This window comes from Pararhizobium sp. O133 (assembly GCF_051669845.1).
In the GTDB taxonomy this organism is placed as follows: Bacteria; Pseudomonadota; Alphaproteobacteria; order Rhizobiales; family Rhizobiaceae; genus Pararhizobium.
Window position 1 is genome coordinate 469,237 of the sequence record NZ_CP196426.1, and the last position, 15,268, is coordinate 484,504.

The 15,268-nt window shown below is 57.8% G+C and carries 16 protein-coding genes; 10 read left to right on the forward strand and 6 right to left on the reverse strand.

The genetic code is table 11. From position 1 onward, the window contains the following. Positions 1 to 102 precede the first annotated feature (102 nt). On the forward strand, positions 103 to 621 hold the full coding sequence (locus ACST81_RS02210; RefSeq protein ID WP_438751176.1) for an FxsA family protein: 519 nt from the start codon (positions 103 to 105) through the stop codon (positions 619 to 621). A gap of 78 nt (positions 622 to 699) precedes the next feature. Next, a complete protein-coding gene (gene secB / locus ACST81_RS02215) occupies positions 700 to 1,191 on the forward strand; it encodes a protein-export chaperone SecB (RefSeq protein WP_438751177.1) in 492 nt (163 codons plus the stop codon). Between the two features lie 54 nt (positions 1,192 to 1,245). Here secB and dnaQ read toward each other — a convergent pair whose 3' ends face one another. Genes dnaQ through ACST81_RS02240 form a run of 5 tightly spaced genes read right to left on the reverse strand, consistent with a single transcriptional unit; the run spans position 1,246 to position 4,843 of the window. After that, positions 1,246 to 1,950, reverse strand: coding sequence for a DNA polymerase III subunit epsilon (gene dnaQ / locus ACST81_RS02220; protein ID WP_438753334.1), 705 nt, complete (start codon positions 1,948 to 1,950; stop codon positions 1,246 to 1,248). Continuing rightward, the gene (gene coaE, locus ACST81_RS02225; RefSeq protein WP_438751178.1) at positions 1,950 to 2,543 is read right to left on the reverse strand and encodes a dephospho-CoA kinase; all 594 of its coding nucleotides are present in this window, start codon (positions 2,541 to 2,543) and stop codon (positions 1,950 to 1,952) included. The genes dnaQ and coaE overlap by 1 nt, the downstream gene beginning before the upstream one ends. Next, positions 2,540 to 3,400, reverse strand: a complete 861-nt coding sequence (locus tag ACST81_RS02230) for a shikimate dehydrogenase (RefSeq protein WP_438751179.1) — start codon at positions 3,398 to 3,400, stop codon at positions 2,540 to 2,542. The genes coaE and ACST81_RS02230 overlap by 4 nt, the downstream gene beginning before the upstream one ends. Beyond that, the gene (locus ACST81_RS02235; protein ID WP_438751180.1) at positions 3,393 to 3,992 is read right to left on the reverse strand and encodes a Maf-like protein; all 600 of its coding nucleotides are present in this window, start codon (positions 3,990 to 3,992) and stop codon (positions 3,393 to 3,395) included. Before ACST81_RS02235 ends, ACST81_RS02230 begins: the two co-directional genes overlap by 8 nt. 26 nt (positions 3,993 to 4,018) lie before the next feature. After that, positions 4,019 to 4,843, reverse strand: coding sequence for a pyruvate, water dikinase regulatory protein (locus ACST81_RS02240; protein WP_438751181.1), 825 nt, complete (start codon positions 4,841 to 4,843; stop codon positions 4,019 to 4,021). A 476-nt stretch (positions 4,844 to 5,319) separates the two neighbouring features. On the opposite strand from ACST81_RS02240, the gene hemE reads away from it, so the two are divergent. The 8 genes from hemE to ACST81_RS02280 all read left to right on the forward strand — a co-directional run bounded on the left by hemE (position 5,320) and on the right by ACST81_RS02280 (position 14,095). Further along, entirely contained in the window at positions 5,320 to 6,282 is a 963-nt protein-coding gene (gene hemE, locus ACST81_RS02245; RefSeq protein WP_438753337.1) for a uroporphyrinogen decarboxylase, read from the forward strand. Continuing rightward, entirely contained in the window at positions 6,279 to 6,818 is a 540-nt protein-coding gene (hemJ, locus tag ACST81_RS02250) for a protoporphyrinogen oxidase HemJ (protein ID WP_438751182.1), read from the forward strand. Before hemE ends, hemJ begins: the two co-directional genes overlap by 4 nt. 195 nt (positions 6,819 to 7,013) lie before the next feature. Further along, on the forward strand, positions 7,014 to 8,279 hold the full coding sequence (gene rho / locus ACST81_RS02255; RefSeq protein WP_156392515.1) for a transcription termination factor Rho: 1,266 nt from the start codon (positions 7,014 to 7,016) through the stop codon (positions 8,277 to 8,279). 151 nt (positions 8,280 to 8,430) lie between these two features. Continuing rightward, complete coding sequence (mnmE, locus tag ACST81_RS02260) at positions 8,431 to 9,750, forward strand: tRNA uridine-5-carboxymethylaminomethyl(34) synthesis GTPase MnmE (RefSeq protein ID WP_438753338.1); 1,320 nt, start codon at positions 8,431 to 8,433, stop codon at positions 9,748 to 9,750. Between the two features lie 81 nt (positions 9,751 to 9,831). Next, entirely contained in the window at positions 9,832 to 11,715 is a 1,884-nt protein-coding gene (mnmG, locus tag ACST81_RS02265; protein ID WP_438751183.1) for a tRNA uridine-5-carboxymethylaminomethyl(34) synthesis enzyme MnmG, read from the forward strand. After that, positions 11,712 to 12,350, forward strand: coding sequence for a 16S rRNA (guanine(527)-N(7))-methyltransferase RsmG (rsmG, locus tag ACST81_RS02270; RefSeq protein ID WP_438751184.1), 639 nt, complete (start codon positions 11,712 to 11,714; stop codon positions 12,348 to 12,350). The genes mnmG and rsmG overlap by 4 nt, the downstream gene beginning before the upstream one ends. A 15-nt stretch (positions 12,351 to 12,365) precedes the next feature. Then, positions 12,366 to 13,163, forward strand: a complete 798-nt coding sequence (locus ACST81_RS02275; RefSeq protein WP_438751185.1) for a ParA family protein — start codon at positions 12,366 to 12,368, stop codon at positions 13,161 to 13,163. A gap of 44 nt (positions 13,164 to 13,207) precedes the next feature. Then, complete coding sequence (locus ACST81_RS02280) at positions 13,208 to 14,095, forward strand: ParB/RepB/Spo0J family partition protein (RefSeq protein WP_438751186.1); 888 nt, start codon at positions 13,208 to 13,210, stop codon at positions 14,093 to 14,095. Positions 14,096 to 14,142: 47 nt separating this feature from the next. Here the strand turns inward: ACST81_RS02280 and holA are convergent, their stop codons facing one another. Beyond that, entirely contained in the window at positions 14,143 to 15,177 is a 1,035-nt protein-coding gene (gene holA, locus ACST81_RS02285) for a DNA polymerase III subunit delta (RefSeq protein ID WP_438751188.1), read from the reverse strand. Positions 15,178 to 15,268: the final 91 nt, after the last annotated feature.

The window sequence follows — 15,268 nt, forward strand, 5'->3', positions numbered from 1 at the left end:
ATCCCATATAGTCTGCATGGCACGATCATTCAAATGGCTATATCACTTCTTTGCAATTGCCGATCCTCTTCGGACCTTATCATTTCACCCTGAATGGAAACCATGCGCGCCTTGATCATACCCATCCTTTTCCTGCTGATGCCGCTTGCGGAAATCGCCGCCTTCATTTTCGTCGGCCGCGAGGTCGGCGTCGGCACGACGCTTTTGCTGGTGCTCGCCAGCGCGCTCATCGGCGCCGTGCTCCTGCGGATCCAGGGATTTGGCGTCCTGAGGAAAATTCAGCAGGCGTCACAGACCGGCGCCGATCCCGGCCGCCAGCTGGTGCATGGTGTCATGATCGTCATTGCCGCCTTCCTGCTGATCATCCCCGGCTTCATCAGCGATATCATCGGCCTCCTGCTTTTCATCCCGGCGGTCCGTGATCTCGGCTGGTCGCTGGTGAAGAGCCGCCTGACGATCGTCACATCCGGCAGCAGCCCGTTCTCACGCGGACCGCAACCGGATCAGGGCGCTTGGCGTCGCTCTTCCGACCCACAGGTCATCGACCTCGACGACGACGAATTTTCACGCACCGAAGGCCATGGAAAAACCGATCCGAACGAGCGCGACCGGTTGAAGTGACGGCGGGTGGCCGGGTTGTAAGGCTTCCCGTGAAATGCTAGATGGCCTCAGCAATTCACGTCCGAAGGAAAAGGCCTTATGACCGATACCGCAACCACACCGAATGGCGGCGCTGCCGAAAGCCCGTCCCTGAACATCCTGGCCCAGTACATCAAGGACCTTTCCTTTGAAAACCCGGGTGCGCCGCGTTCGCTGCAGGCACGCGACAAGGCTCCGTCGATCAATATCAACGTCAACGTCAATGCCAATCCGCTCTCGGAAGCGGAATTCGACGTTATCCTGACGCTGAACGCGGAAGCCAAGGATGGCGACAAGACCGTGTTCAACGTCGAGCTCGCCTATGGCGGCGTCTTCCGCGTCACCGGCTTCCCGCAGGAACACATGCTGCCGCTGCTCTTCATCGAGTGCCCGCGCCTGCTCTTCCCATTTGCCCGCCAGATCATTTCCGACGCGACGCGCAACGGTGGCTTCCCGCCGCTGATGATCGACCCGATCGATTTCGCCCAGATGTTCACGCAGCGCATGGCTGAAGAAAAGGTTCGTTCGCAGGTTTCGGCGAACACGAACTGATTCCTCTCGATCTTAGCGATCGTCTTTGATGCCCGGTCCAGTGACCGGGCATTTTCATTTCGGCAAAGCGTATTTTACCCAGATCGCCTTTTCACCCATCTTGGCAACGAGCGCCGCATGGGCCTCGCTTTCCTGCTGGGTCAGCCGCGAGGCGAGAGGATGCGGACGCTGGCCGGCCACAACGACCACGTCGTCGGCTTCCGTCGCCTGGCCATCTCTGTCGCTGCTTTGCAGACCGAACGTTGTCTGCCGTCCGCCGATCAGCTCGATATAAACTTCGGCCAGCAATTCGGAGTCGAGAAGAGCGCCGTGCTTGGTGCGGTGCGAATTGTCGACACCATAGCGGCGGCAAAGCGCATCAAGCGAATTTGGTCCCATCGGATGCTTGCGGCGGGCAAGCGCTAAGGTATCGGTGACCATGTCGTTGGTGACCGGCGGCAGGCCGAGCCGCGCAAACTCCGCATTGATGAAGCCCATGTCGAAGGTCGCGTTGTGTGCCACCCAGCGGGCATCGGCGAAGAAGCCGAGGAGTTCATCGACAATGCCGGCAAAACTCGGCTTGTCCTTCAGGAATTCGTCGGTGATCCCGTGGACCGCCAGCGCATCAGGATGGACCTGGCGATCACCCGGATTGATGTAGACGTGAAAGGTGCGACCGGTCGGGAAATGATCATTAAGCTCGATGCCGCCGATTTCAATGATGCGGTCCTGCTTGTTGTCGAGGCCTGTCGTTTCCGTGTCGAAAATGATCTCGCGCATCATGCCCCCTTTTCTCGTGTCAGTGTCCGGATGATCGCCGCGACCTGGGCGCGGGCCGAATCAAGTCCGTGGCCGGTATCGATGATGTAATCGGCTTTCGCCCGTTTTTCAGCATCCGAAACCTGGCGCGACAGGATGAGGGCAAATTTTTCCGCCGTCATCCCCGGCCTTTTCATCACGCGCTCTCTTTGAATCTCCGGATCACAGGTGACAACAGCCACCGCATCGACACGGTTCGCGCCATTCGTCTCGAACAGAAGCGGGATGTCGAGGAGGACAAGTGGCGCACGGGCCGCTCGATGATGATCGAGAAACGCCTTCTCCTTTTCCCGCACCAGCGGATGAACGATGGCTTCAAGCGTCTTGAACAAGGAAGGATCGGCGGCGAGCTGGCGAGACAGTTCCGCCCTGTCAACCTGACCTTCGGACGTGCTGCCGGGAAACGCCGCCTCGATCGGCGCCACCGCTTCGTTTCGGTAGAGCGCATGCACCACTGCATCGGCATCGTTCACGGGAACCCCGAGCTCGGCGAACATCGTTGCCGTGGTGGACTTGCCCATGCCGATCGATCCGGTGAGGCCAAGCACGATCATGCGTGGCCGGCCATGTCGTCGATGATGATCTGCCGCAGGGTTCTATCGACGGTCGGTCGCTGTCCGAACCATTTCTCGAAACCGGGTGCGGCCTGGTGCAGCAGCATGCCCAGACCGTCGACGACGGTGAAACCCTGTGCTTCGGCCTGCTCGAGGATTAGCGTCTTGAGTGGCACATAGACGATGTCTGTTACGATGCTGCCGGACTGCATCTTGGTGAAATCGATCCGTGGAACATCCGTCCCGTCCATGCCGAGCGACGTCGTGTTGATGAACAGACCGGCGTCCTGCATCACCTCCGCCAATGCCTGCATCGGCTGCGCCTGTACGGCCGGACCAAACCGATCGGCAAGCTCCCGCGCCCGCGCCACTGTGCGGTTGACGACATGGATGGTTTTCACGCCGCGGTCTCGAACGGCCTGGATGATCGCCCGGCTGGCGCCGCCGGCGCCGAGCACGACGGCAGTGGAACAGTGATCCCATCCCGGCGCACGTTCATCGAGATTCGCCGTGAAACCATGACCATCGGTATTGGTCGCATGAACCAGTCCGTCCTCGACCCACAGTGTATTGGTCGCGCCAAGCTCGATGCTCAGATCGTCCGGACTGTCAGCCAGTGAGAACGCCAGCTCCTTGTGCGGGATTGTCACATTGCCGCCGATGAAACCTGAGCTCCCGGCTCGAAGTGCTGCGATGAAATCAGGAAACGCCTGCGGCGACACTTCCTGCGCTTGGTAGCTGCCGTCGATTCCGAGTTGTTTCAACCAGTAGCGATGGATCAGCGGCGAGCGCGAATGCTTGATCGGATAGCCGGTGACGAAGGCATGGTTAACAAATGTTTCACGTGAATCACGCATCGATCACTCCTAGTTCCCGCAGCTTTGCAAGAAGCGGCAACATCGGCAGGCCAAGAATGGTGAAATAGTCCCCCTCGATCCCGTCGAACAATTGAATACCTTCGCCCTCCAGTTGATAGGCACCGACGCTCGACAGAGCCTTGTCACCGACACGGCCGAGGTGCCGCTCGATGAAATCGCCGGCCAGCGGCCTGACTGACATTTTCGCCGAGGACACATGTTTCCACATGACCTCATTATCCCGGGTTAGCACGATGGCGCTGTTCAACTGATGAACGGCACCGGAGAGCGACAGGAGATGCCGGCGCGCCTCGTCCATATCCTTCGGCTTGTGATAGACGCGGGACCCGAGCGACATGGTCTGGTCCGAACCAATCACGATATGACCGGGAAAGGACTGGCCGACATTTTTTGCCTTGGCTTCGGCAAGAACCAAAGCGACCTCTTGCGGCGACAGGTTCTGTGCCTCGACTTCGGCTTCAATTGCCCGCTCATCGATATCGGCGGCTTTCGCCTGGTAGCGAATGCCCGCATTGTCCAGAAGCATGCGTCGAAAGGGGCTCGCCGAAGCGAGAATGAGGGAGCCTGTCATCGTCTTTTCCCGGTGTTTGACTCGCCTTACCGCAGGCGTGGCCGCAGGGCAACGATGGCTGCGGCGGTTTCCTCGATCGAGCGGCGTGTCACGTCGATCATCGGCCAGTTGTTGCGAGCGCAAAGCGAGCGCGCATATTTCAGTTCCTCGGCGATCGAGGCGCGATCGACATAATCTTCCGCATGAAAGCTGTGCGATGCCGTTCCAAGAACGCGATTCTGCCGGACTTGCGAAATCCGGTCGGCCGTGGCGATCAGACCGACGATCAGCGGCCTGGTCGCGTCCATCAACCGATCCGGCAAGGGCACGCCGGTAACGATCGGAATATTGGCGGTCTTGATGCCGCGATTGGCGAGATAGATGCTCGTCGGTGTCTTGGAGGTCCGGCTGATGCCGATCAGCACGACATCGGCGTCGTTGAAGTCGGCCGGAAGCTGGCCGTCATCATGATCCATGGTGAAGTTCAGGGCGTCGATGCGGGCGAAATAGCCCGCATCCATCACGTGTTGCGCACCGGACCGCCGCCGCGACGTCGCGCCAAGATAAGACTGGAAGAGATCGATGATCGGCTCCAGCACCGAGACACAGGGCAGACCCATCTCCTTGCAGGTCGCATCGATAATATCGGCAAGCTCGCGGTCGACAATCGTATAGAGCACGATCCCCGGCGCGCCGTCGACCGCCTCCATCACCTGCATCAGCTGCTTGCGATTGCGGATCAGCGGATAGACATGCTCGAGCGCATGGGAGGACTGGAACTGCGCCGCCGCCGCCCGGCCTGCCGCGATTAGCGTCTCCCCGGTCGAGTCGGAGATCAGATGCAGGTGGAAATAGTTTTTATGGTTCTCCACGCTATTCTCCGAGGGCTGTTGATAAACCGGGATGGCGAAAGCTAAGGACGGGCGCAGCTCGAACGCAAGGGGAAAACCGGCAGGTTATTCACAATCTGGATTCTCGGGAGATCGGATTCTACCGCTTGTGGAGAAGACTCATCGACGCGGTCGAGGCGAAGATTATCCACAGGCCTTCCACAACACGACGCCATCGCGAGCTGCTCTCCAAGATTTTGAATCCAAAAATCTTTCCGGATCTTTCCCCGCTCCACTCTGTCGCATGGCAAAATCGCTTCAGAGATTCTATTGAACGCTCCTGCATGTGGAAAAGAGTCGGATGGCGTTTAATCCGTGATAGTCACAGACTCTAAGAAATAGAATCCTTAGATATAGATATCTTTTATAATGGGAGAACGCGTCCAGTGACTGCGCAAAGCCGCAAGGTGCTTCAGGTGTTGAAGGGTGAAACCCTCACACCACCCCCCGTCTGGCTGATGCGTCAGGCCGGCCGTTATCTTCCCGAATATCGCCAGACACGAGCAACGGCTGGGAGCTTTCTCGATCTCTGTTATTCACCGGATCTGGCTGTCGAAGTGACGCTTCAGCCGATCCGGCGTTATGCCTTTGACGCAGCGATCCTGTTCTCCGATATCCTTGTCATCCCCGATGCCCTGAAGCGCAATGTTCGCTTTGAAGAGGGTCATGGGCCCCGGATGGATCCGATCGATGTCTCCGGCATCGATAAGCTGGACGTGAAGCCTGTTTCGGATCATCTGAAGCCGGTCATCGAGACGGTCCGTCGTTTGCGCCGGGAATTGCCTGAGGAAACCACCCTGCTCGGTTTCTGCGGAGCGCCCTGGACTGTCGCCACCTATATGATCGCCGGCCACGGCACGCCCGACCAGGCGCCCGCCCGTCTGTTTGCCTATCAACATCCGGAGGCTTTCGATCGGCTGCTGGCGCTGCTTGCCGAAATCTCCGCCGATTATCTTGTCGAGCAGATCGATGCGGGCGCCGATGCCGTTCAGATCTTCGATTCCTGGGCTGGTGTTTTAGGCGAGGACGAGTTTCAGCGTTATGCCGTGAAACCCGTGCGCCGGATGATCGACAGTGTTCGCGCGCGACGCCCGGATGCCAAGATCATCGCTTTTGCAAAGGGTGCCGGCATCCTGCTCAAGGATTATCGACAGGGAACGGGCGCCGACGCGATCGGTCTCGACTGGTCTGTTCCGTTGTCCTTTGCTGCGGAGTTGCAGAAGGAGGGGCCGGTGCAGGGCAATCTCGATCCGATGCGGGTGGTTGCCGGCGGTAGGTCTCTGGACGATGGCATTGACGCGATCCTCGATCGTCTCGGCGGCGGCCCGCTGATTTTCAATCTCGGCCACGGCATCACCCCGCAGGCCGATCCGGCCAACGTGACGCGTCTCGTCGAGCGCGTGCGCGGAGGCGGAAAATGAGCGAGCGCCAGACAGATGCGCGGCCGGGCAAAAAGGCACGCCGGCGGGCGTTCATTGCCATTGCTCTGTTTGTTGGTCTTCTCGGTTGCCTGTTCGTCCGTCAGCCCGACAATCTCTATCTCTGGATCAAGGCCCTGCACATCATTGCTGTCATGTCCTGGATGGCCGCGCTTCTCTATATGCCGCGGCTGTTCATCTATCACACCGATGCCGCGCCTGGATCGGAACAGTCCGAAACCTTCAAAATGATGGAGATGCGTCTCCTGAAGGTCATCATGAACCCGGCAATGATGATCACCTGGGGGCTCGGCCTTTACCTTGCCTGGAGCGTATACGGGTTCCAGGGCGGCTGGCTGCACGCGAAACTTTTTCTCGTCGTGCTGCTGACTGGCGTGCATGTCATGTTCAGCCGTGCGGTGCGTGCCTTTGCACGGGATGAAAACACCCACAGCGCCCGTTACTGGCGGCTGATGAACGAGGCACCGACACTGTTGATGATCCTCATCGTCATCATGGCCGTGGTGAAACCTTTTTGATCAGGCGCCGTTGTTGCAAGGAAACTTCCGGTAATTACCGTAAACCCCTTGCGGCGCATCACGTGAATCGCTATTTTCCTGCCATCTCCTCTTTCGTGGCATGTGTAAACGTTACGAGCCTGCGCCTTCCCCTGCAGCTCCCCTTACATCAGACACGCCGTTTTCCATTCCGAACTGCAAATGTGGTCCCCCTTCATGGCTGAAATGAAGCTACAAGAACTCAAGAACAAATCCGCGACCGATCTTCTGGCTTTCGCCGAGCAGGTCGAGGTCGAGAACGCCAGTGTCATGCGCAAGCAGGAACTGATGTTCGCGATCCTGAAAATGCTGGCGAGCCAAGATGTCGAAATCATCGGTGAAGGCGTCGTCGAAGTGCTGCAGGACGGCTTCGGCTTTCTGCGCTCGGCCAATGCCAACTACCTGCCAGGCCCCGATGACATCTACATCTCGCCCTCTCAGATCCGCCGCTTCTCCCTGAAGACCGGCGACACGGTCGAGGGTCCGATCCGTGGTCCGAAGGAAGGCGAACGCTATTTCGCGCTTCTCAAGGTCAACACGATCAATTTCGAGGATCCGGAAAAGATCCGGCACAAGGTCCATTTCGACAACCTGACGCCGCTCTATCCGAACGAGCGTTTCAAGATGGAACTCGAGGTCCCGACCTCCAAGGATCTTTCCGCCCGCGTCATCGACCTGATCGCACCGCTCGGCAAAGGCCAGCGTGGCCTGATCGTCGCGCCGCCGCGCACCGGTAAGACCGTTCTCCTGCAGAACATCGCCCATTCAATTACCGCCAATCATCCGGAATGCTACCTGATCGTTCTCCTGATCGATGAGCGGCCGGAAGAAGTCACGGACATGCAGCGCTCGGTAAAGGGTGAGGTCGTTTCCTCTACCTTCGATGAGCCGGCAACCCGTCACGTCCAGGTCGCGGAAATGGTCATCGAAAAGGCCAAGCGCCTCGTTGAACACGGCCGCGATGTGGTTATCCTGCTTGACTCGATCACCCGCCTTGGCCGCGCCTACAACACGGTCGTACCGTCATCCGGCAAGGTCCTCACCGGTGGCGTCGACGCCAACGCCCTGCAGCGGCCGAAGCGCTTCTTCGGCGCGGCGCGTAACATTGAAGAAGGCGGATCTCTGACGATCATCGCCACCGCGCTGATCGATACCGGCAGCCGGATGGACGAAGTCATCTTCGAAGAGTTCAAGGGCACCGGCAACTCGGAAATCGTGCTCGACCGCAAGGTCGCCGACAAGCGTATCTTCCCGTCGATGGATATCCTCAAGTCGGGAACGCGTAAGGAAGACCTGCTCGTTCCACGCCAGGACCTGCAGAAAATCTTTGTTCTTCGCCGTATTCTTGCTCCGATGGGAACCACCGATGCGATCGAGTTCCTGATCGACAAGCTGAAGCAAACGAAGACCAATGGCGATTTCTTCGATTCGATGAACACCTGATTGGATACGCCATCTCGAAGCGAAGCCCAGGTCCAGCCTGGGCTTTTCTGTTTTTAGCCGGATTCAAATCCTGTTTTTGGGCCTGCCGCCCGGGATCAATTCCAATGTCCCTTGATCTGCGGAAATGCGAAGATCGATCATGACCAACGCGATGACAGATACGATCTATGCCCTGTCGTCCGGTGCCCTTCCCGCTGGCGTGGCCGTTATCCGCATCAGCGGACCGGCGACGGCGCACATGCTGCGCACACTCTGCGGCTCGGTTCCGACGCCGCGGCAGGCCACTTTGCGATCGATTCGAAATCGAAACGATGACATTCTTGATCAAGGTCTCATTCTCTATTTCACGGCGCCGGCTTCGTTTACTGGAGAAGACTGTGCCGAACTGCAGGTTCACGGCGGCCGTGCGGTCGTGGATGCGATCCTCACGGAGCTTTCCGCCTTCCCAGGATCTCGCCATGCCGAAGCCGGCGAGTTCTCGAGGAGGGCCTTTCACAACGGGAAACTCGACCTTGTCGAAATCGAAGGCCTCGCCGACCTGATCTCTGCCGAAACCGAGATGCAGCGCCGACTGGCGCAGGAACATTCCAGCGGCAATCTCTCTGCACTCTACCGGGGATGGGCGAAACGGCTGACGCATGCCCGGGCGATGATCGAGGCCGAACTCGATTTTGCCGATGAAGACGATGTTCCCGGATCGGTTGCCGATCGGATCTGGTCGGATATGCGCATCCTGGGGAAGGAGATCACGGAGCACCTTGCAGGCGCCGGTGTGGCCGAGATCATCCGCGATGGCCTGAAGATCGTCATTGCCGGTCAACCGAATGCCGGGAAATCAAGTCTGCTGAACCGGCTCGCCCGTCGCGATGTTGCAATCGTCACGGACATCGCCGGCACAACCCGGGATATCCTGTCGGTGGATTTATCGTTAGCCGGATTCAATGTTAGACTTTATGATACGGCCGGTCTTCGTGAGACGGAGGACCGTGTGGAACGGGAAGGAATTCGTCGCGCTCACATGACGATCGAGCAGGCAGACGTCATTCTTCTGCTCTCGGACGGACCTGATGACTTTGCTTCACTGGCGCAATATGATGGGTTGAAGCCTGTTTTGCGTGTCGGAACGAAGATTGATCGGAATCCGGTTTTGTGGGATAAGGCCGTCGCTGACGTGCTGATTTCCACAGTCACCGACGAAGGCCTCGATCAACTGGTTGACTTGGTGAAGCGTCATCTTCCCGATCTCTCGGCGAAGAATGCGATGGCTCTGCCGTCACGCAGGCGACACGTGAATTGCCTGGAGCAGGCTCGATCAGCAATCGATATGAGTTTGGCAAAATTTAATAGCGGGCTCGACATTCAGGCCGAGTATCTGCGACAGGCGAGCAATGCGCTTGGGCGCATTACCGGCCGCGTCGATGTTGAAGATCTCCTCGATGTGATCTTCTCGGAATTCTGCATCGGCAAATAGGATACAACGTGAGCGAGTCATGTCACGTGTTTCACGTGAAACGATTCGGCTACGGAACTACCGTGATGGAGACGGTTTGGTATGATTGATTACGATGTCATTGTGATTGGTGGCGGACATGCGGGTTGCGAAGCTGCCAGCGCCGCCGCGCGGCTTGGCGCGAAAACCGCGCTCGTCACGCACAAGCGCGAAACGATCGGCGTCATGTCTTGCAATCCTGCCATTGGCGGATTGGGAAAAGGTCATCTCGTTCGCGAAATCGATGCGATGGATGGTTTGATGGGACGGGTTGCCGACGCTGCAGGTATTCAGTTTCGTTTGCTCAACCGGAAGAAAGGGCCGGCTGTACGCGGCCCTCGTAGCCAGGCAGACCGAAAACTGTACCGCTTGGCGATGCAGGCGGAAATCCAATCGGTTCGGAATCTCGATGTCATCGAAGGCGATGCTTTCGATTTGACCATCGACAACAGCCGCGTGAGCGGCGTCATCCTTGCCTCGGGTCTCACGATCTCGGCTGGTGCCGTCGTTTTGACCACCGGGACCTTCCTGCGCGGCCTGATTCACATCGGTGATCGTAAAATTCCGGCCGGCCGTGTCGGGGAGGAGCCCTCGCTCGGTCTTTCAGGAACGCTCGAACGGTTTGGTTTGAAGCTCGGTCGCCTCAAGACAGGAACGCCGGCCCGCCTCGACGGTAAGACAATCAATTGGTCGGTGGTCGGGCGCCAAGGCGCCGATGAAGATCCCGTTCCTTTCTCGTTCATGACCGAGCGCATCGTGAATCGCCAAATCGAATGCGGCGTCACCCGCACAACGGAGGCGACACATAAGATTATCTCGGACAATCTCGGCAAGTCAGCTATGTATTCCGGCCAGATCGAAGGCGTCGGTCCACGCTATTGCCCGTCGATCGAGGACAAGATCGTCAAGTTTGGTGAGCGCGACGGCCATCAGATTTTCTTGGAGCCTGAAGGACTGGACGATGGCACGGTTTACCCCAACGGCATCTCGACCTCGCTACCGGCCGATGTGCAGCAAGCCTTCATCCAGACCATCCCAGGCCTTGAGACTGTCTCTATTCTGCAGCCAGGTTATGCGATCGAGTATGATCACGTCGATCCGCGCGAACTATCGACGTCTCTGGAAGTGCGCAAGATTCCCGGGCTGTTCCTCGCGGGCCAGATTAATGGGACAACCGGTTACGAAGAAGCCGGTGCCCAGGGGCTTGTCGCCGGTCTGAACGCCGCATTGCTTTGCGCCGGGAGTAAGCCGTATATTTTCAGCCGCACGAATTCCTATATCGGTGTGATGATCGATGACCTGACATCGCGCGGTGTCGCTGAACCCTATCGGATGTTCACATCCCGCGCGGAATATCGCCTCTCGCTTCGAGCAGACAATGCCGACCTTCGACTGACACCCGAGGCGATAAAGCTCGGCTGTGTCTCGGCGAGGCGGTCACAGAAGTTCCTGAGTTGGGTCGACGATATCAACGTAAATCGCGAGCATCTGAAGTCGCTGACCCTGACTCCAAGTGAAGGCCGTGCTTATGGGCTAAAGCTAAACCTCGATGGACAGCGCCGCTCCGCATTCGAGCTTCTCTCCTATTCAGAACATTCCATTCAGTCGCTTAGCGTGGTCTGGCCTCAACTCGCGGAGATGAATTCGAAGTTGGCCGAGACTCTTGAGATTGATGCCACCTATGCCGTTTATATGGAGCGCCAGGCCGCTGATATTGCCGGCGTCCAACGCGAGGAAAACCGGATGATAGCGGAGGACTTTGATTTCCAGTCACTGTCCGGCCTCTCAAACGAGCTGAAGCAAAAGTTGATCGCTGCCAAACCGCGCAACCTTGCACAGGCAATGAAAGTTGACGGCATCACTCCGTCGGCAATATCTCTGATTCTTGCGTATATACGGAAGAATGACCGCGCTCCAGTTGCGCACACAAGACAGGCGATTCAATGATTGCGAGTCCTTCCCGAGAGCTGAACGGATTGCGTGTTTCACGTGAAACGTCGGAAAGGCTCGATTATTTCTGCGCCCTGTTTCAAAAGTGGGCCAAATCCATCAATCTTGTTGCGCCCTCGACCCTGGGGGACGTATGGCAACGCCATATCGCCGATAGCGCGCAAATCTATCAGCTATTCCCGGGCCCAAAACGATGGGTGGATTTAGGCAGCGGCGGCGGTTTTCCTGGGGTCATCACCGCTATCTTTCTCGCTGAGCTGAACGATGGCTGGGTTCATCTTGTCGAAAGCAACAACAAGAAGGCCGCTTTCTTGCGTGTTGCGCTGAATGAAACCGGCGCTCGCGGCTCCGTGCATCCAATTCGAATCGAATCCGCACCTGCTGTTATCCCTTTCTGCGATGCAATCTCGGCGCGGGCGCTCGCTGAGCTTCCCCTGTTGCTGGAATATTGCGCGCCGTGGATGACGGCCGCCGGAAAACCGTCTGCATTTTTCCACAAAGGCCGGGATTATCAGCAGGAAGTCGACAAAGCCGTTGGCCGCTTTCAGTTTGATCTGATAAACCATACCAGCGTAGTCGAGCCGGATTCTGTTGTTCTCGAAATCGCAAATCTTTCGCGGAAAATTCAATAGCGGCGGACTGTGGGCATGACAGGCGAAAAGAAGAACCGGATCATTACCATCGCCAACCAAAAGGGTGGCGTTGGCAAGACGACGACAGCGATTAACCTCGCAACCGCTTTAGCAGCGATCGGTGAGAAGGTCCTGATCGTCGATCTCGATCCCCAAGGCAATGCCAGCACCGGTCTTGGTATCCAGCGCAGGGATCGAAAACTCTCCTCCTATGAATTGATGATTGGCACCCATACGGTGGCTGATATAGTCCAGGATACGGTCGTACCCAACCTAGCCATCGTTCCCTCGACCATGGACTTATTGGGGGTCGAGATGGAAATTTCGCAAAACGCTGATCGTGTCTTCCGGCTGCGTAAGGCGTTGGCCTCGCCGGAAGCTCTTGCCTATTCCTATGTCCTGGTCGATTGCCCGCCCTCGTTCAACCTGTTGACCATGAACGCGATGGCAGCCGCCCATTCCGTACTTGTACCGCTCCAGTGCGAGTTTTTCGCACTAGAGGGCTTGAGTCAGCTTCTGGAGACGGTTGATCAAGTGCGCCGGTCGGTGAACCCGACGCTTGATATTCAGGGTATCGTGCTGACCATGTTCGATTCCCGTAATAATCTCGCCCAGCAGGTCGTCAATGATGTTCGGACCCATCTGGGGGAGAAAGTCTATCATACGCTGATCCCGCGCAATGTGCGCGTCTCCGAAGCGCCGTCCTATGGCAAGCCGGCAATCCTCTATGATCTGAAATGCGCCGGTAGCCAGGCTTATCTGCAATTGGCTTCGGAAGTGATCCAGCGTGAAAGGCAGCGAAAGGCTGCCTGATGGCGATCGATTCGACATCGTAACGATAAGTGTGAGTGCAGCCGATGAATGACGACAGTTCAAGACGCAGACTGGGCCGCGGTCTGGCAGCTCTGATCGGTGAAATGGATCAGCCGCCGCAGGCCTCCGGGTCCGTTGCTCCGGTCAACGCCGACCGGCGGATTCCAATCGAATTCGTCACCCGCAACCCGCGCAATCCGCGTCGATCCTTCGATGAGGCGGAACTGCAGGATTTAGCGAATTCCATCCGTCAACATGGCATCGTCCAACCCGTCGTCGTGCGCACCATCGCGGACGAGCGCTACGAGATTATCGCTGGCGAACGCCGCTGGCGCGCAGCGCAGCTGGCTGGTTTTACAGATATCCCGGTGATCGTCCGTGATGTTGACGACCGAACCGCTTTGGAAATCGCGATCGTTGAAAACGTACAGCGTTCCGATCTCAATCCGCTTGAAGAAGCACTCGGTTACGACCAGCTCATCGCCGAACACGGCTATACCCAGAACGATCTCGGCGAAATCATCGGCAAGAGCCGCAGTCACGTCGCAAACAGTCTACGGCTACTGAAGCTTCCGGAACCGGTTCGCGATATGCTGTCTTCCGGAACGTTGTCGGCCGGCCATGCTCGTGCCCTGATCCCGACATCGGATCCGGTGAGCCTTGCCCGCTCGATTATCAGCAAAGGTCTGTCGGTGCGTGATACCGAGCGCCTGGCGCAGAACGATATTCGTTCCCAGAATGATCCGAACTATGGCAAGCCCATTCAAAAGGAAGAGAAGGATGCCGATACGCTGGCGCTAGAGCGCACGCTGTCGGACAGTCTTGGTCTCGACGTCACCGTGAACCACAAGGCATCCGGCGGTCAACTGCGAATTTCCTACAAGACGCTCGATCAGTTGGAGGAGATTTGCCGCCTGCTGGAGCGCCGATAGACCGATTCGCCAGCGTAACGATGTAGTTTCAGTTATAAATCAAAGACTTATTTTCGGGCCGATTGGAGTGTGATCGCCAGTAGGATCTGCATGGCGATACTGTCTTCCAGGCTTTGTCGCGCGCGGCTATGGAAGATGGCGGTTTGAAGCCGGCCGAGTTCGCGCCGGATTGCCGGTAGGGTCCACGTTCTCAGGGCTGATTCGATCAGCGGCTTGCGGCGGAAATGCAGATGGCGTCCAAGCGTCGCCACCACCTGTGACGGTTGCTGGCGCTTGTCGTCCATTTCCGACCGCATCAGGTCCAACAGCTGAAATTGTTTCAGGCAGGCCTGGAGAACGAGAAAGATGGCGGTCTTCGACGCTGTGATCTTGCGGATCGCATGCTGCAGCCCGTCGGCATCGCCCTTCAACACGGCGTCGATCGCATCGTCGACGGAAACGGCGCTGGCATCCCCGACGATCTCCATCACATGCTCTTCTTCGATCACGCCCATGCCGCGGCAATAGAGCGCCAGCTTGCGGATTTCGTTGCGGGAGGCGATGCGATCGCCGCCCAGGGCTTCGTTCAGCCGTTCGCGCGCAGCCGGCGAAATCCTGAGATTCTCTTGGCTAAGTTCTTGGTCGATTAGCGCATTCACTGCGCGCGCATCGTCGCTGTAGCAGGCAACAGCGATCGCGGACCGCGCGGTTTCAGCGAGCTTGCGCAGCCCCGTCCCCTTTTTCAGATCGCCCGCTTCGATGATGACATAGCTTGCCTCGGGCGGATGCTGGGAAAGAACGGTGAAACTATCGATCAGGTTTTTTTCCGTGCCGGAGATGCGTAACCAGACGAGCTTTTCACCCCCGAACAGACCAATCGTGTTGACCTCGTCGAGAAGCCGTCCCGGGCTCTGCTGCAGGTCTGACCCATCCAGCTTGATAAGCGAAAACGGGTCATCCAGACTGACACCGCTCTTGGCGGCAATCTGTGCGGCACGCTCGGAGACAAGGCCACGGTCCGGCCCATAGATCAGGTAGAGACGATGATCTCGCAATGGGCGCTGTAGGAAGCCGTCAAATTCATGCGACTTGATCTCTGTCATGAAGAGCCCTCTCGATGAAGATGACCTGTTTCGCGCCGGCGAACGCGGTTGGATAGCGGAGGCGAGGAAACAGTGCCACGACTTCCGATAG